Origin of the sequence: Mesobacillus jeotgali (assembly GCF_014856545.2) — a bacterium.
In the GTDB taxonomy this organism is placed as follows: domain Bacteria; phylum Bacillota; class Bacilli; order Bacillales; family Cytobacillaceae; genus Mesobacillus.
The window spans coordinates 991,419-1,008,567 of sequence record NZ_CP109811.1 but is presented as its reverse complement, the minus strand read 5'-3'; the positions used below and the strand labels follow the sequence as shown (position 1 = coordinate 1,008,567).

The 17,149-nt window shown below is 44.3% G+C and carries 12 protein-coding genes and 1 pseudogene; 2 read left to right on the top strand and 11 right to left on the bottom strand.

The window, feature by feature from the left end; genetic code table 11:
* Positions 1-25: 25 nt before the first annotated feature.
* The 5 genes and pseudogenes from FOF60_RS04995 to FOF60_RS04975 all read right to left on the bottom strand — a co-directional run bounded on the left by FOF60_RS04995 (position 26) and on the right by FOF60_RS04975 (position 7,578).
* A complete protein-coding gene (locus tag FOF60_RS04995) occupies positions 26-1,171 on the bottom strand; it encodes an acyl-CoA dehydrogenase family protein (RefSeq protein ID WP_192469487.1) in 1,146 nt (381 codons plus the stop codon).
* A gap of 28 nt (positions 1,172-1,199) precedes the next feature.
* Positions 1,200-2,722, bottom strand: a pseudogene (locus FOF60_RS04990) (class I adenylate-forming enzyme family protein).
* Between the two features lie 626 nt (positions 2,723-3,348).
* Positions 3,349-5,397, bottom strand: coding sequence for a sigma-54-dependent Fis family transcriptional regulator (locus FOF60_RS04985; RefSeq protein ID WP_192469488.1), 2,049 nt, complete (start codon positions 5,395-5,397; stop codon positions 3,349-3,351).
* 161 nt (positions 5,398-5,558) lie between these two features.
* Positions 5,559-6,326 carry a 3-hydroxyacyl-CoA dehydrogenase gene (locus FOF60_RS04980; protein WP_192469489.1) on the bottom strand — a complete coding sequence of 256 codons (768 nt, stop codon included), beginning with the start codon at positions 6,324-6,326 and terminating at the stop codon, positions 5,559-5,561.
* A 334-nt stretch (positions 6,327-6,660) separates the two neighbouring features.
* Positions 6,661-7,578 carry a DMT family transporter gene (locus FOF60_RS04975; RefSeq protein WP_192469490.1) on the bottom strand — a complete coding sequence of 306 codons (918 nt, stop codon included), beginning with the start codon at positions 7,576-7,578 and terminating at the stop codon, positions 6,661-6,663.
* A gap of 257 nt (positions 7,579-7,835) precedes the next feature.
* Between FOF60_RS04975 and FOF60_RS04970 the strand changes: the two genes are divergently transcribed.
* Together FOF60_RS04970 and FOF60_RS04965 are read left to right on the top strand one after the other, a co-directional pair.
* Positions 7,836-8,717, top strand: a complete 882-nt coding sequence (locus FOF60_RS04970) for a hypothetical protein (RefSeq protein ID WP_192469491.1) — start codon at positions 7,836-7,838, stop codon at positions 8,715-8,717.
* 19 nt (positions 8,718-8,736) lie between these two features.
* Complete coding sequence (locus FOF60_RS04965) at positions 8,737-10,617, top strand: hypothetical protein (RefSeq protein ID WP_264647644.1); 1,881 nt, start codon at positions 8,737-8,739, stop codon at positions 10,615-10,617.
* A 56-nt stretch (positions 10,618-10,673) separates the two neighbouring features.
* On the opposite strand, the gene FOF60_RS04960 is transcribed toward FOF60_RS04965, so the two are convergent.
* From FOF60_RS04960 to nirB, 6 genes are all read right to left on the bottom strand, one after another.
* Positions 10,674-10,994, bottom strand: coding sequence for a YciI family protein (locus FOF60_RS04960; protein WP_192469493.1), 321 nt, complete (start codon positions 10,992-10,994; stop codon positions 10,674-10,676).
* A gap of 139 nt (positions 10,995-11,133) precedes the next feature.
* Positions 11,134-11,760 carry an NAD(P)-binding protein gene (locus tag FOF60_RS04955; RefSeq protein ID WP_192469494.1) on the bottom strand — a complete coding sequence of 209 codons (627 nt, stop codon included), beginning with the start codon at positions 11,758-11,760 and terminating at the stop codon, positions 11,134-11,136.
* 155 nt (positions 11,761-11,915) lie between these two features.
* Entirely contained in the window at positions 11,916-12,644 is a 729-nt protein-coding gene (locus FOF60_RS04950) for a sirohydrochlorin chelatase (RefSeq protein ID WP_192469495.1), read from the bottom strand.
* Positions 12,645-12,670: 26 nt separating this feature from the next.
* Positions 12,671-14,131, bottom strand: a complete 1,461-nt coding sequence (gene cobA, locus FOF60_RS04945; RefSeq protein ID WP_192469496.1) for a uroporphyrinogen-III C-methyltransferase — start codon at positions 14,129-14,131, stop codon at positions 12,671-12,673.
* Between the two features lie 49 nt (positions 14,132-14,180).
* On the bottom strand, positions 14,181-14,501 hold the full coding sequence (locus FOF60_RS04940) for a nitrite reductase (NAD(P)H) small subunit (protein ID WP_192469882.1): 321 nt from the start codon (positions 14,499-14,501) through the stop codon (positions 14,181-14,183).
* Positions 14,502-14,515: 14 nt separating this feature from the next.
* Positions 14,516-16,939: a nitrite reductase large subunit NirB gene (gene nirB, locus FOF60_RS04935; protein WP_192469497.1), complete on the bottom strand. Its 2,424-nt coding sequence runs from the start codon at positions 16,937-16,939 to the stop codon at positions 14,516-14,518.
* Positions 16,940-17,149 lie beyond the last annotated feature (210 nt).

The following is a 17,149-nucleotide window of genomic DNA, read 5'->3' as shown; positions in this document are numbered from 1 at the left end:
TCTTCCTTTCTGAAAATCTTACTTTTTACAATCCCAGGTTTTTTGCAATGATGGTTTTCATGATTTCGTTTGTTCCGGCATAGATGCTGGCAACCGGGATATCACGGAACCTTCTCGCAATCTCGTATTCTTCCATGTATCCATAGCCACCGTGGAGCTGCATGCATTCTGCAGCGATTTTCCTCGCGCTGTCTGTCAGCTTCCACTTCGCCATCGATACCTTTGTGACAACATCCTTGCCTTCAATATGCTCGGCAATCAGCTGGTCAAGGAAAGCTCTGCCCATTTCGATTTCTGTCGCCATCTCGACAATCTTGAATTGCGTATTCTGGAACTTGCTGACCGGTTTGCCAAATGCTTCACGGCTTTTTACATACTCGATTGTCTGCTTCAGCATGACCTCGGATGCCGTCTGGGCGGCAATCGCAACAAGCAGTCGTTCCTGCTGGAGCTTTTCCATTAGATAAAGGAAGCCCTTCCCTTCCTCACCCAGCAGATTTTCCTTTGGAACTCGGCAATCTTCGAAGATAAGCTCTGCCGTATCCTGACAGTGCAGCCCCACCTTATTCAGCTTCCTCCCTCGGGAAAAACCTGGTGTATCCCGCTCAACGACTAGCAGGCTGACACCTTTATGCTTGGGATTCGCCTTTGGGTCGGTTTTGCAGGCTACGACAATCAAATCAGACTGGATTCCGTTGGTGATGAATGTCTTTTGCCCATTTAAAATATAGTGGTCGCCATCCAGGATTGCTGTTGTCTGTATGTTTGCCAGATCTGACCCTGTCCCTGGCTCTGTCATTGCAATCGCCGTGATAATTTCTCCAGTCGTACATTTTGGCAGCCAGCGTTTTTTCTGCTCCTCTGTTCCATAAGCAGTGATATAAGGAACCACGATGTCATTATGCAAACCTACACCAACCAGGCCTGAGCCCACCCGCTCAAGCTCTTCATTGATGACAACTGCAAATCCCCAGTCGACTTCACTGCCCCCGTATTCTTCATCGATATCAGGACAGAGATAGCCCTGCTCGCCCATTTTCTCCCAGAAGGATCGCGGAATCATTCGCTCTTCCTCCCACTGTTCGTAAAATGGATATGCCTCCTTCTCTAAAAACTTCCTCAGTGACCTGCGAAAAATTTCATGGTCATCCGTTAAATAAGGATGCTTCATAAATTAAACTCCCCTTTCACTCAAACTATTAAAGCTTCACTTCATTCAATTTCTGGCGAAGCTGGTATTTTAGTATTTTTCCAGAGGCATTCCTCGGCAATGCCTCTTCGATGAAGATCTTTCTTGGAACTTTATAGCCTGCAAGTTTTTCGCGGCAAAAGCTCTTAAGCTCCTGCTCATCAACTATTGCATTCTGCTTTGGCACGATGACGGCGCAGACGGCTTCTCCCCAGACTTCATCCGGCAGACCGATGATTGCTGCCTCGATAACCGCAGGATGTTCATAAAGGACTTCCTCTACTTCAATGGAGTACACATTTTCCCCGCCGGAATGATCATGTCTTTTTTCCGGTCAACGAGGGTGATATATCCGTTTTCATCAACCGTTGCCAGGTCTCCGGTATAAAGCCAGCCGCTTTTGATTGTCTTTGCCGTTTCTTCCGGCTTCTTATAATATTCCTTCATAATGGATTCACCTTTGATGATGAATTCACCGACTGCACCAGGCTTGATATCCTTGCCTTCTTCATCCACCACTCTCGCTTCGGTCAGGAACGCAGCTTTCCCTCCCTTTCCAAAGTGGTGCTTATGCCCTTCCGGATCCAGCAATATGCCGCCAGGTCCCGCTTCAGTCAGCCCGCATAGATTGTAAAACTGGTCTGTCCTAAAAAGCTCCATGCTTTTGCGGACGAGTTCCGGAGCCATTGGTGCAGCGCCATAGCCGCATCTTTTGATCGAAGTTAGGTCATAATCAGAAGCATTCGGCACCTGCAGCATAAAGTTGTACATCGCCGGGACTCCAAAAAAGTGGGTGATTTTATGCTGCCGGATTGCTTCAAGCGTTGTAACCGGATGAAAATCCCGATGGATGATATGGGTTGCCCCAAGAACGACCCCTGATACCAGGAATAGATTAAGCTGTGCCGAATGGAATAGCGGAGCAATATGGAGGATCCGTTCCTCCTGGTTAATGCCCATGCTGATCATCATCGTCAGGCCGACATTGAATACTCGTTTATGGTCAAACAGGGCACCCTTGGGCCTGCCGGTTGTCCCCGACGTATATAAGATTTCAAGGTCATCATCATCGCTGACTTCAATTTGTGGATCATCGGCATTTTTGGAAAGGACATTATGAAATGAATGATGTCCAACTGCTTTAGGGGTTCCAGTCGTGATGACATGCGCTGTATCTGTCCCTTCACGCGCAGAAGTGATGATATCCTCGAACTCATCATCGCAAATAACCAGCACAGCGCCAGACTGTTCCAGTATGTAATGGACCTCGGATGCTGTCAGGCGGAAATTCACCGGCACGATTATCGCACCAATTTTAGCTCCAGCAAAAAAAGCAAATACAAACTGATCAGAGTTTTTCATCATTAAAGCAATCCGATCGCCTTTGTTAACCCCCAGGCTGAGCAGACCGTGGGCAAACTTGTTCACTTCCTCATTAAACTCCTTGTATGTATAGCTCCTGCCTTCACATTGAATCGCGAGCTTCTCCGGTGTTTTCCTTGCATTTTGCGCTAAATATGAACCGATATCCATACAGAACTTCCCCCCTGGTTAAATTTGAAAACGCCTTCATCATTTTATATGCAATAATTATGCCAATTTTCCGAAAACGGAAAAGACAGTAACAACCAAGCAGAAATAAGCATCTATGCCTTGCAAAGCGTCCGAAAATTGGACACTGTATTTGGACATTTAAATAGAAGGGTGTTACTGGACGAATAAAAAACAAAAATATTCGAGGAAAATCTCGTCTTATTGCTCGTTTCAGCATTGTACTGGGTAGTTCTAGTACTTAATGTGTGATGACTGAAGGCATTTTAGATTTATTAGCGGTTTTCACAATTTTATTGGCGGAGTTCACAACTTTATTGGCGATATTAAGATTTTATTGGCGATTTTCACGACTTTATTGGCGATATCCAAGATTTATTGGCGAACTGGAAAAAAACACGTGTTTTTTCCAGTTCGCAAAAAGCTATGTGCAAATCTACTAGACTAATCTTTATTTTTTCGATTTCGCTTACCCCACCCATAATATACCGCCCAGAAAATCAGGGGCACCCAAAATATAAATGGCCTTAATACGGCGAAAAGCAGCAGTCCAAACAAAAAGAAAGGCGGCATCAATAGCCAGTATTTTTTAGAATACATAGAGCCTCCTATACGCTCAGCTGATATTTCTTTATTTTTTCATAAAGGCCTGAGCGGCTGATGCCTAAGAGTCTTGCTGCCTTTGCTTTGTTTCCGTTCGTCTGGGAGAGCGCTTTTCTGATGGCTCCGAGCTCGGCATCTTCTGCAAGGCTGATTTGTTCGCCGAGCGGGCTGGATAGCTGCGAGATTAGATAATCCGGCAAGTCCTCAGCCTGAATTTTCCCATGCTCGGCAAAGGTCATCGCGCGTTCCAGGACATTCCGCAGTTCCCTGACATTGCCCGGCCATTCATAGCGCAGCAGGGCGGTCTTTGCCTGTGAAGAGATACCTGTGATGCTCGTGCCCAGCATCGAATTCAATTCTTTCATTAAACCGCCGATCAAATACTCGACATCATGAACACGTTCCCTTAGCGGCGGAATATTCAAAGATATGACGTTAAGACGATAATAAAGGTCTTCCCTGAACTCCCCCTGCTTCACCATTTCTTCCAGGTTGCGATTTGTCGCCGCGATAATACGGACATCGACCTTTACCCGGACATTTCCGCCTACCCTGTAAAACTCCCGCTCCTGCAGGACCCTCAATAGTTTTGCCTGGAGGGAGAGAGACATATCGCCGATTTCATCGAGGAAAAGCGTCCCGCCATTCGCAAGGTCAAACTTCCCGATTTTACCGCGCTGCTTTGCCCCCGTAAAGGCCCCTTCTTCATATCCGAAAAACTCGGATTCGAGCAGGTCCTCCGGTATTGCGGCACAATTGACTACAACAAACTTGCCTTCGCTCCGGGCGCTGCTGTTATGGATGGCATGCGCGAATAACTCTTTCCCTGTACCGCTTTCTCCCCTGACCAGGACAGTTGACCTTCCTTTTGCTGCTTTGGCAGCACTCTTCTTTAATTTTTCCATATAAGGATCTTCGCTGAAAATATGGTCCCACGTGAATCTGGCAGACTCTGATTTCTGCAGCTGCTGGTGGTAAAAGCTTGCCTTGTTCTCCGCCTTCTGAAGCCTCTTGAACAGCTCGCTGACCTCATTCAGCTGGCGGAACATCACTTTTCCAATCGCTCCGATCACCTTGCCATCCTTTTTGATTGGTATCCGATGGACAATATATCTTATTCCGTTTATCTCGTGAAAATCGCTGACCTCCGCCATTTCTGAGCTAAATACATTGCCAAGCTTCAGCTGCGGAAGTACTTGGTCAACCGGTTTATACAAAACTTCTGTTTTTTCCAGGTTGAACAATTCAAGCAGCGGCGGGCTGACCATCGTGATCATGTTTCTTTCGTCTGTCATCAGGATTCCATCATATGCATTCTCGAGCGTCGTCTCGATTGTCAGCTTCAGCTTTTTGACGGTCTCCAGCTCTTCTGCCATTTTTTCAAATTCGGAAATATCCTGGAATAACAGGATCTTCCCTTCCTCATGATTCACTGTTTCATAGGAAGAAATATGTAAAATCGATTTAAATTTTTCATAATGATGAGGTGAATTTTCTTCTTTCAACAAGCCGGGAAGAATCTCACCGATCTTCCTGGACACAATTGAATCAACTGCCCTGCCGCTGATTTTGGCGAAGGCTTCATTTGCATACACTACATTCATCCGGCCGTCCGTCATGAGCACACCGATATTGGAGTGCTGCAGGATCGTTTCCAGCTGATCCTTGAGTGTATTCGCAGATTTTAACAGAGCGACCACCATTTCGGTTTTGGTCAGTAAACCGATGACCTTGTCCTGCTCATCAAGTACGACCCCTGTCCCAACCTTGCTCGTTTTAACAATTTGCTCGATTTCACGGTAAGGGGTGTCAATACGGATGGACCTTGCTTGCTTCTTTATGTATGGCTGGATTGGTGCCTCCAGCGGACTGCCATCCAGGATCATTTGATAAAGCCCACTCCGGGTAAAAACGCCCTGCAAATTCCGTTCGGCGTCAGTAACGGGCAGAAGATTCCATTTCATCTCTCTGAAAATTCCAAGTGCCTCTCTTAATGTTGTTTTTTCCGTGACCTGGCAGTCGACAGGCGTAACTATATCCTTGAATTCAATCATTCATTTCCCCCCTAAGTTGAGAGATTTCTGAATATTATAACTTCAATTATATAGCACTGCTGCGGAAAGGTACACTTATTGAATGTAAAAACCTGCTACCAGAAGAGGAGCAGGTTTCAATAGTGCATGACTTTAATAATTATAAATGCGTTGCAATGACATTATTTCGGCTGCATGCGGATGGCTCCGTCCAGTCGTATTGTTTCGCCATTCAGCATTGGATTTGTCAGGATGCTTTCAGCAAGCAGCGCATATTCCTCGGGATAACCTAGACGCTGCGGAAATGGCACCATTTTTCCCAGAGAGTCCCTGGCTTCCACTGGGAGTGAATCGAACATCGGCGTATGGAAAAGCCCTGGTGCAATTGTCATCACCCTGATTCCATATGAAGCTAGCTCCCTGGCAATTGGCAGCGTCATGCCGACAACGCCGCCTTTTGAAGCACTATAGGCAGCCTGCCCGATTTGGCCATCAAACGCGGCAACAGATGCTGTATTAATGATGACGCCCCGCTCACCAAGTTCATTCGCTTCGTTTTTAGACATCTGTTCCGAAGCAAGCCTGATGACATTGAAGGTTCCTATCAAGTTGATGGAAATTACTTTCGAGAACATGTCTAGGGAATGGACACCTTTCCGTGATAACAGCTTGCCTGCAACTCCAATTCCTGCACAGTTAACAACCGTGTTAATCGATCCCAATGATTCAATTGCTTTGTTGATGGCATTCCCTGCTTCTTCTTCACTTGTTACATCTGTTTTAATGAATATTGCCTGTTCCCCAAGTTCTTTAACGAGAGCATCTCCGCGTTCCACTGACAAATCAAGGATTGCCGCCTTCCCCCCTTGCTCTACAATTCTCCTGACAGTTGCTTCTCCCAAACCAGAAGCTCCGCCTGTAACAATCGCTCTTACTTCACTCATTTTCATTATGTTTGACCTCCACTTTTATAAAATTGTTAGTTTTATATAAAGCAAGAATCGTGCCAGGTCTGTTTTGCATGAAAATTAAGAGGTTACTAAAGAAAAGTGTCCAGTTATAGGACAGTTCATGAAAAAATGGACACTTGGAGACTTTGAGCTGCAGACTTCGATTCAGGCAACTTGCTTCTTGAATAAGTTTTTACTAGATTGAATGCTTTATCTCCGTTGGATTGATTTTTATCCTCGTTGAAGCTAATTTATTCCCCGACGGGTTTTAATACCTAGGATTTCTTCAAGCAAAAAAAATGCAGAGCATAAGCCCTGCATTTTAACTTCAATATTAAGCTGCGTTCCGTTTTATCTTGTTTCTCAGCAACAATTCCTCAAGTGCTCCTGATCCGAATATGACACCGGAAACGATGAAAATCAATCCCAGCAGGTGAGAAGAAGTAATATGCTCCCCGAGGAAGATGGCTGCGAACATGATTGACAGGAATGTATTCAAGTTCAGGAAAATGGATGCTTCCGCTGGTCCGGCTTTGCCAATTGCGTAATTGTAGAGCATATGCCCTACTGCGGTCGCGAAGATTGCTGAAGCGAAAAACACGCTCCACACTCCAAGGGAACCATTACTTAAGCTTGCTAATCCACCTGGTTCCTTCCATAGTCCGATAAAAAACATCAGGATTGAGCCGAAAATCAGCATATATCCCGTCAGCAGACGGGGATCCAGAGTTTTTGCTGCTTTTGAAATAATGATGAAGCTGATCGCCTGAGATAATATGGACAGAAATACATAAAAATCACCAATCGACATGCCTGACAGTCCTGTGCTCCCTGCCATCACAGTCAACGAGACGCCAATCCCTCCAAAGATAAAACCGAGTGTCCGTACAAATGTCAGACGTTTCCCAAGGAATAAAATTGCCATCAAAGCCGTCAGCAATGGGCCCATACCGAGGATCAGACCACCGTTAACAGCAGATGTCACTTTTAATCCAATGCCAAGGAATAAATGGTGGCCAGTGACATTCAGGATTGCCCCGCCTAATATATATTTCCACTCCTGCCTTGATGGGATCCGTACTTTTTTCAAGAAAAATAGAATGATAAACACCGAAACTCCAGCCGTGAAGACGCGGAGAGAAGTGATTGTGATTGGCGGGAAATTCCCTACTATAATCTTTAGGGCCGTTACATTCAGTCCCCATAAAAACATGACACCGGTAAGAATCAAATATATTTTAAGGTTTTTCATGATGTTTCCTTCTTTCATTTAAACGGTTAAAGCATAACTAACATTCTACTCCTTTTTTTTAAAAGGGCAAGAGAAAGGAATACCAATTATTTACCACCAAGAATAATAAGTACCAAAAATAAAGGATAAATGTCTCATAGGGTGCTAGGTTAAAAGAACGGTTTGTTATAAAATCCTTCAAAAACCGACAAAAAGAGGTTTAAAAACCTGAATGCTATTTCGGAAAGATAGATACCGCTATGAAAGGAGGTGAAAGAATGCACTTCCGACAACTGATCATTACTGGCTTTATTGCGGGTGCAGCTATGTTGGTACCTGACATCGCTTTTGCTGAAAAAGGGTCAAATGCCGGAAAACCTCAAAAGCCTGTGGCGGCTGAACAAGTTCCTCTGCCAGATAAGGCTGAGAATGCCCAGACTTCTGAAAAAACTCCAGTAAAACCTGCTGCCAAAAACCAGCCGGTGCAGAAGCCAGTCGTTCAAAAACCAGCCCAGGCAAAACCGAAAGAGAAGCCTGCTGAAGCAGTGGAATCAAATAGGAAAGCTCAATCATTCAAGAAAAATGAGAAAGCGCCCCTGCCTCAAAAGGCTAAAGCTTTGATCAACGAGAAGTCAAAACAGGAAAAACATAGAACAAAGCATAGCAATAAACAAAGCAATAAAGATGCTTTAAAGTCCATACATAATAAGGGGAATTACGCAAAAGAAACACAGCGCAGATCACCTGGGTTAAAGGAAAAGGTTGAGCCATCCAAGGAGTCAGCAGCGACCCCGTCAGTAGTTAAACCTACAGCAAAGACGGCAAGCAAAGAAACGCCTTTAGTTAAAGATGATGAAAAGGATTCATCCAAAAACGAGAGGTATCCTAAGGGTGACAACATTCCTAACCCTCCTTCACGCACGAAGGCTTCAGGGGGGCCGTCAAGTGACAGGACAAGTTATGGAAACGCGAGCACTTTCATTAACGATAAGTGGTTTGTTTGGGATGAATCATTTAATTTAAATCTCCTGCAGCCGTATACATCGCGAGTTGCTGTTTTTCGAAGCCAGTGGGTCAATGCCCCGCCATCACCGCCACCGCTCAAAGCTCCTGCTTTTTTACCGTATACCGACGCAATAGCCACGGAAAACGTTAAATAAAAGGGAGCGAATTATTAAAATGAATAACTATATGAATGGAACAAAAGTTGTGAAGTCTTTTATGTTAGCTGGAGTATTGTCAATCGGGGTACTGACTGGAGGGCAATTCACCCAAGCAGCAGGACCTGAAAAAGTTAAGGTTGAACAATCTCACGCAGTGAAACCAGCAAAGGTTCAGTCTGCTAAAAAAGTAGAAAAAGCAAAGCCTGCTGTTTCAGCAAAGCCTGCTGCCAAGCCTCAAGTAAAAGCACCAAAAGCGGAAGCTAAGGAAAAAGCAGCGAAATCACAGGCTAGCACTCATGCAAGTGAAACGGCTAAAAAGCACGCAGCACCAAACGCAGCAGTTCACTCAACTGTTCAGCAAGCACCTGCTGAGGAAGTTCCGACTGAAGAAGTTCCAACTGAAGAAGTTGTTACTCAGGAGCCAGTTATAGAAGATGTAGTTGAAGAGGTTGTTGAAGCAGAGCCCGTTGTAACTGATGACACTGAAAAAGATGGTGAATCAGAAGAAACTGCTGAGCTTGAAGAAAATACAGCAACAGAACAAGAAGAAGAAAATGCTGAGCTTGACGCTGATACTGAAATGAAAAAGGAAGATGAAGAAGAATCTGATGAGGATTCTGAAGACATTGACCTTGATGCAGACGCAACTGTAAAAACTGAAGAAGAAGACGAAGAAGAAGAGGAAGAAGAAGAGGAAGAAGATACTGAAGATAAGGAATCTCCTTCTATCGCTAACAAAATGAAGTCTAGTGCTTTCAATGCAAGCGATGTTGCTAAAGAGAAAGCTAACGAAAATTCTGCTGTTGCTTTGTCTGTTGAAGTAACTGAAGAAGATGTCACTGAAGAAGACGTTACTGAAGAAGATGTCACTGAAGAAGATGTGACTGAAGAAGATGTGACTGAAGAAGATGTGACTGAAGAAGACGTGACTGAAGAAGACGTGACTGAAGAAGACGTGACTGAAGAAGACGTGACTGAAGAAGACGTGACTGAAGAAGACGTGACTGAAGAAGACGTGACTGAAGAAGACGTTACTGAAGAAGACGTTACTGAAGAAGATGTGACTGAAGAAGAAGCAAAAGTATCTCCTTCTATTGCTAACAAAATGAAGTCCAGTGCTTTCAATGCAAGCGATGTTGCTAAAGCGAAAGCTAACGAAAACTCAGCTGTTGCTTTATCTGTTGAAGTTACTGAAGATGAGGTTGCTGAAGATGAAGTAACTGAAGAAGAAGTAACTGAAGAAGAAGTGACTGAAGAAAAAGCTACTGAAGAAGAAGTGACTGAAGAAGAAGCTACTGAAGAAGACGTTACTGAAGAAGAAGTGACTGAAGAAGACGTTACTGAAGAAGAAGTGACTGAAGAAGAAGCTACTGAAGAAGAAGCTACTGAAGAAGAAGTTACTGAAGAAGAAGCTACTGAAGAAGAAGCTACTGAAGAAGCAAAAGTATCTCCTTCTATTGCTAACAAAATGAAGTCTAAAGCTTTCAATGCAAGTGATGTTGCTAAAGAGAAAGCTAACAAAAATTCAGCAGTTGCTTTGTCTGTTGAAGTAACTGAAGAGGTTGCTACTGAAGAAATTGCTGCTGAAGAAGTAACTAAAGAAGCTGTTGCTGACGAAACTGCCTCTGAAGAAGCTACTGAAGAGGTTGTTGTTGATGAAACTGCTTCTGAAGAAGTGACTGAAGAGGTTGTTGTTGATGAAACTGCTTCTGAAGAAGTGACTGAAGAAGCTAAAGTTAACCCTTCTGCTGCTAATAAAGCTGCGTCTAAAGCGAGTGAATATGCAAGTGAAATCGCGAAGAAATTTGCTGCATTGATCTCTGCTGTCTTTGCAGTATTTGAAAAAGCACCTGAAGAGACTACTGAAGAAGTTATCGTTGAAGCAGAAACAAAGTAATAGGATATAGTATCCTTGAAAGGACTTCCACACTTGCTGGAAGTCCTTTTTTATTCCTAATGAACCAGATTCCCTGTCGTCTGCGGACTGTCTATCAGCCAGTTATTTTCTTCGTTGGCAACGATAAGTTCGTTGATATCATATGTATTGTAATATTTCTCTTTTATGAACGGGTCACTTTCGACAAGTTGGAGTGCTTCATCAATATCATCGCAATTCAGGATGATCATTGCTTGCTCGTTATTTTTCAACGGACCGCCAACCATCAGTTTTCCTTCCTGGTTTAAATTCCTGAGGTGTTCAATATGCCTTGTCAACAGGCTTGGTTCCAGTTTGCCTTTCCTTTTATCTTTTAGGAACACGACAAATTTTTTCATAAAACGGTACTCCAATCTTATAATATTTTCCATTTAATCATATCATTTCCGGCATTTCCCTGCATGTATGGACCGATTCCTTGTTAAAACAGAACATTTGAACAAAAAAAAGAGGGCAGTAATTGTGCGCATTCGCGCTTTACCTCCCCTCCTCACTTATCGCTTCTTCAAGCAGCCTGGCAAACCTTTCTTCTCGATAGGGCTCCTTTACGAAACTTTCGTCTGCTATTGTACTCAGAAGCTTCCTTCTTACTGTTTCATCTTTGACAGCCGCCTTGATTTCTTTCCGGCTGGATGCCAGGAACTCCACGTAGCTCTCATATTGTTCATCAAACATCTGCTCTAGCTGGCGGGAAATCTTTTTTGCCAGTACCGGACTTGCTCCCGATGTAGAGACGGCAATGGTCAATTTGCCTCTTTTCATGACGGATGGGACCTGGAAGTCCGATTCCTCCGGATGATCTGCAAGATTAACCAATTGATATGGTGCTGCATCCCTTTTAACTGCCAGGTTCGTCTCTCGGTCATTAGTGGCGGCAACGATGAGCAAAGCTCCTTTAAGATCTTCCTTTGCATAAGGCTCAGGCCGCCAGGAAATTTCGCCGATTTCGGATAGCCGCAGCAATTCGCTTGTTAATTCCGGGCTCACTACCTTCACTTTCGCTCCAGCATCCAGCAAGCCATAGACTTTACGTTGAGCAACTCTGCCCCCGCCAATCACTACGACATTCCGATCCCGTATCTGTACATTTATAGGGTATATCATGCTTTCACTCTCCATTTATTGGCGATTTTGACTGCGAATTATATTTTATTAGCGGAGTTCACAACTTTATTGGCGAAAATATTACTTAATTGGCGGAGTTCACAATTTTATTGGCGATGTTCACAATTCTATTAGCGAAGACCGTATATTTAAGTTTACCTTGCTCTTGCTTCATCAACTCTTTGCAGAAGCAGTTCGCCCAGTCGTTCATCAAAGCCTATTGGTTCGCACAGGACAATCTCTTTTTCAGGATATTGATCCAACACATTTTGTACTGTTTCCTCTATTTTAGCGGTAAAACCGCCTGTATACAGCAAGAATGGCAAAATATAAATCTTTGATGACGAGTCACTTCCCAAGAGCTTTTCTCCATAAAATGGCTGTGTTGTTATATATCCAGTATCAACTTTTACCGAGACTTTCTCCTGAACCCTGCCTGCCAGCTTTTCGAATTCCATCGCTGCCAGGGGATCTCTGCTGCCATGTCCGACGAGCAGGACGGTCTCTGAGTTCATACCTGTGAAACCTTGTTTCTTCAGGCGGTCCAGTACGATTTCCAGGATCGTTTCATTTACACCGAGTGGCTCACAATAGAAAATCTTTATTTCTGGGTACTTTTGTCTGATCCTATCCAATTCGGCTGGAATGTCTACATTTGCATGGATTCCCGGAAGCAGCAAAACGGGAACGACGGTTACCGATGATGCACCCTTTAAAATACATGATTCGACCGCTTCGAATATGGCTGGCCGGGCATTTTCAAGGAATCCGTAGGAAGCATTTGTACTATTCCCTGTTGAAATCACCTTCTCGATAAATGATACAAATACCTTGTTTCCTTGCTCACTTCTGCTGCCATGGCTGATGAATACTGTTGCTTCCATATCTTTCTCTCCTTTTAAAAAATCCACTACACGAATGCCAGCTCAGATTCTTTATTAGCCAAACAATCGACCACAGCGTTTTTATCCGGCGCTTCCAACACTTTACCAGCTGCAATACCATATTCGCCTGCAGTCTCTGCCGTCCTAACTCCCATACAAACAACCTTTGCTGTTTTCAAAAGCTGCTGTGGAATGATTTCCTTGAGGATCCCTTCATCTATCATTGTTTTGACAGACCTGGTGCTTGGAAAAATAACTGTGTTTACAGAAGCTTCCTCAAGTACTCTTTTAAAAATAGGCGTGAATTGCTCGTCGATGACCTTTTTGGATGTGACGAACCTTTCAGCATAAGGATACTTATAGGCGGTATCACTGTCACCTACGATTAACAGCTTTCCTTCTTGAGACATCTTCCCATCCACTTCTGCAAAAAAGCCCTTTTCATTCAATGCCTTGACAGACTTTGTTGAACAGCCGTAAAAGTCTGCTTTCACCCTTCTGATATCGATTCCTTCTGAAAATAAGATTTCGAAGAATTCCCCAACACTTTCAGGAGAGGTAAAAAGAATTTGCTCGTAATCAGCAATTCGCTTGATCACTGTTTGATCAACAGGAAAGGGGACTTTCTTCCATTTCGGGAATTCAATCACATCTGCTCCCTGCTCCATCAATTCCTTCGCCAGTTCACTCTCATCCGTTCCTGTTCTGGCAAGTAATATTTGTTTACCAAACAAAGGTTTCTTTTCAAACCAGTTCAACTTCTTTCGCAGCGATACAATGTCACCAACAAGAGTGATGGCAGGGTTTGTAAAATTCACTTCCTTCGCTTTGGCAGCAATATTAGCCAGAGTTCCCTCCAAAGTCTGCTGCCGGGAAAAGGTTCCCCATTGGATGAGGATCACCGGGGTATCCGCCGGTTTTCCGTGTTTGATTAAATTTCCGCTGATGTAAGGAAGATTTGAAATGCCCATGTAAAAGGCAATTGTGTCAATGCCGGTGGCAAGCCCTTTCCAATCCAGTTTCGGCTGGCCATTTTCAGATTTATCATGGGCAGTCACAACCGCGAAGGATTCACCAAATTCACGGTGTGTGACGGGAATTCCTGCATAAAGCGGGGCAGATATTCCTGAGGTGATTCCCGGAACAATGTCAAAAGAAAGGCCATTTTCAGCCAAAGCAGCTGCTTCCTCGCCTACGCGCCCAAACACGCCAGGATCGCCGCCCTTGAGGCGGACTACGATTTTACCTTCAAGCACTTTTTCAACCAGAAGGTCATTGATCATTTCCTGGCGAAGGATGTGCCGGTCCGGGAGCTTGCCGCAGTAGATCAGCTCGCAATCCGCAGGAGCATAATCCAGCAGTTTCGGGTTGGCAAGGCGGTCATATAAAATGACCTGCGCCTTTTTAATGGCTTCCATCCCCTTAACTGTGATCAACTGTACGTCTCCTGGCCCTGCACCGACTAAATAAGCTCTTCCTTTTTCCATTGTGTTCCCGCCCTTTCAATTATGAAGAGGGAAAGTTCCCCCTCTTAGGTCATATTGTTATATACACTTCATTTTCGATTACTTCAACATGATACGTTTTTACTTCTCCTGTATCCGGAGCCTGAACTTTCCCGTCTTCCAGTGATATCTTCAGATCGTAGACTGGACAGTAGATAAACTTCCCGCTTACGAGTGCATCGGCAAGGGTGCCGCCTTTTCTGTGGGGACTGCGGTTTTCAACCGCTTTGACATCTCCATTCGATATACGGAACAAGACAATGTTCTCGCCATTCACTGTGATTGCCTGCCCTGCCCCCACAGGAAGGGAATCATAATCCGCCAGCTTGATTCTCACCATTGTTTCCTGCATCATCATCCATCCTCCTATTCAACCGTTACGTTTCGTACTTTATAGTATTTTTCTTTTATTCCGTTATCAGAGATTGCTTCCTGCCACGGCTCGTTATATCGCTCCAATGTCTTATCCAGTCTTTCGTTTAACTGTTTTCTCATGCTCTCATCGGCGAGGACTTCTTTAACATGTTCTAGTCCCATCCTTTCAAGCCAAGGAGCCGTCCTTTCAAGATAGGCAGCTGTTTCTCGGTAGTATTGGAGGTATGCCCCCGTAATTTCCATTGCCTCTTCTTTTGTCTTAACGGTATCAAGCAGATCAGCAGCACGCAGGTCTGTTCCGCCATTTCCGCCGATATAGATTTCCCAGCCGCCATCGACCCCTACAAAGCCAATGTCTTTAATTCCGGATTCCGCACAGTTCCTTGGGCAAGCAGAAACTCCCATCTTGACCTTATGCGGTGTATCAAGGCGCTCAAACTTTTTCTCTAGCTCAATTCCAAGTCCCATTGAATCCTGAGTTCCAAAACGGCAGAACTTTTCGCCAACACAGGTTTTTACAGTACGCAATGTTTTTCCGTACGCATAGCCTGATGGCATCCCCAGGTCTTCCCACATTGCAGGAAGGTCCTCTTTGTTGACACCGAATAGGCCAATCCTCTGTCCGCCCGTCATTTTTACTAAAGGCACGTCGTACTTCTCGGCAACTTCTGCAATTTTCTTCAAGTCTGCAGCAGTCGTCACACCGCCATACATTCTTGGAACAACGGAATATGTCCCATCTTTCTGGATGTTGGCATGCATTTTCTCATTAACCAGCCTAGAATCTCGTTCATCCTTATAGCCGTCAAAATTGATCATACCAAGGTAATAGTTGATCGCTGGACGGCATTTTGAACATCCTTCTTCCTGGGACCATCCTAGAACATTCATGACTTCCCTGACATTCGTCAGGCCTTTTTCCCTGATTTCAGCAACAATTTCGTCTTTGCTTAAAGTTGTGCATCCGCAGATCCCTGCTTTTTTCACCGAAGTATCATACTGGTCGCCAAGTGTATATGCGAGGATATCGGATATGAGCGATTTACATCTTCCGCATGAACGGCCCGCGTTTGTGCAGCCACCCACTTCGTCAACAGTAGTCAACTCATTTGTACGGATTGCGTCGACAATCGTTCCTTTTGTGACACCATTACAGCCGCAGACAAGCTCGTCATCAGCCATCGCTGCTACATCGCCTGCTTCTCCTCCGCCGCAGCAGCCATTTGCTTCAAGAATCGAGACACTTGTCATTCCGCTGATGTCTTCTCTTTTCGTCAGCATCCTGAACAGGCGGTTGCTGTCCTTTGTATCACCATAAAGTACAATCCCGGCAATCCGATTGTCACGAATGACAATTTTCTTGTAGATTCCATCAAACTCATTGTGGACTTTGATTGATTTAGTTCCTTCGTCATCGCCGATTTCACCTGCTGAGAACAAATCACAGCCAGATACCTTCAACTGAGTGCCGCAAATCGTTCCTTCATAAGGGTTAGCCGGAATTCCCGCAAGGTTAGCTGCAAGTACTTTTCCCTGTTCATACAGCGGTGCCACAAGGCCATAAACGATTTCTCTATGTTCAGCACATTCCCCGACGGCATATATATTCGGCATATCTGTCTCCATATAATCATTGACGACAATCCCTCTGTTGACATAAATGCCGCTGTCTTTGGCCAGCTGGACATTAGGACGGATGCCGACAGCCATGACGACAAGATCTGCCTGTATTTCGGAACCATCAGAGAATCTGAGTCCGGTTACTCTCTCGTCTCCTAGAATTTCCGCTGTCTGCTTTTCAAGCAAGAAATTCATACCTTGGTTTTCCAGCTCTTTTTTCAGCATTCCTGAAGCTGTTTCATCAAGCTGTCTTTCCATCAGATGCGGCATCAAATGGACAACATTGACTTCCATTCCCAAATTCAGCAGCCCTCTAGCTGCTTCAAGGCCTAACAGCCCACCGCCAATTACAGCTGCCTTTTTATACTTCCTGGAATCTTTGATCATCATTTCACAATCATGGATGTCACGAAATCCGACTACTCCCTGTTTATCAGATCCAGGTACCGGAAGAATAAACGAGCTTGAGCCTGTTGCAATGATCAACTCATCATAATCTACAAGACGTCCCTGATCAGATAGCAGCTGCTTCTTCTGATTGTCTATCCCGACAACTGCTTCCCCTGTATAAAGCTTGATGCCGTTATTCTTGTACCAATCCCAGTCATTCATGATGATGTCTTCGATTGACTTATCTCCCTGAAGGACAGTGGACAACATAATTCTATTGTAGTTAGGATGTGGCTCATTCCCAAAAATAGTGATCTCATATCCATCTGGCTGAAGTTTAAGCAATTCTTCAATCGTCCTTACTCCTGCCATTCCGTTTCCTATCATGACTAGTTTCTTTTTCATCTCGTTTGTCCTCCCATGGTAAAAGCTTCTGTTCCGGAATTTTCATTAATGATATTTCCTCTATGTATAAATTGTATTGTGATTTAAGTCTCCTGTTTGTGAAGTTCGTCACACTTTCGGTCTGTTATGTGCATCATTTCACAAATACTTCAAAATTAGCAATTTCCACCTTTCTTTTGAATAGCAGTTATGTTAAAGCTTAAATTGGGT

Bases quoted from the DNA above. Each gene is read 5' to 3' on its own strand.
- FOF60_RS04970 (WP_192469491.1), top strand. From the start codon at position 7,836: ATGCACTTCCGACAACTGATCATTACTGGCTTTATTGCGGGTGCAGCT.
- FOF60_RS04985 (WP_192469488.1), bottom strand. From the start codon at position 5,397: ATGATTGAATTCAAGGATATAGTTACGCCTGTCGACTGCCAGGTCACG.
- FOF60_RS04940 (WP_192469882.1), bottom strand. From the start codon at position 14,501: ATGCAGGAAACAATGGTGAGAATCAAGCTGGCGGATTATGATTCCCTT.
- FOF60_RS04955 (WP_192469494.1), bottom strand. From the start codon at position 11,760: ATGATATACCCTATAAATGTACAGATACGGGATCGGAATGTCGTAGTG.
- nirB (WP_192469497.1), bottom strand. From the start codon at position 16,939: ATGAAAAAGAAACTAGTCATGATAGGAAACGGAATGGCAGGAGTAAGG.
- FOF60_RS04980 (WP_192469489.1), bottom strand. From the start codon at position 6,326: ATGAAAATGAGTGAAGTAAGAGCGATTGTTACAGGCGGAGCTTCTGGT.
- FOF60_RS04965 (WP_264647644.1), top strand. From the start codon at position 8,737: ATGAATAACTATATGAATGGAACAAAAGTTGTGAAGTCTTTTATGTTA.
- FOF60_RS04975 (WP_192469490.1), bottom strand. From the start codon at position 7,578: ATGAAAAACCTTAAAATATATTTGATTCTTACCGGTGTCATGTTTTTA.
- cobA (WP_192469496.1), bottom strand. From the start codon at position 14,131: ATGGAAAAAGGAAGAGCTTATTTAGTCGGTGCAGGGCCAGGAGACGTA.
- FOF60_RS04995 (WP_192469487.1), bottom strand. From the start codon at position 1,171: ATGAAGCATCCTTATTTAACGGATGACCATGAAATTTTTCGCAGGTCA.
- FOF60_RS04950 (WP_192469495.1), bottom strand. From the start codon at position 12,644: ATGGAAGCAACAGTATTCATCAGCCATGGCAGCAGAAGTGAGCAAGGA.
- FOF60_RS04960 (WP_192469493.1), bottom strand. From the start codon at position 10,994: ATGAAAAAATTTGTCGTGTTCCTAAAAGATAAAAGGAAAGGCAAACTG.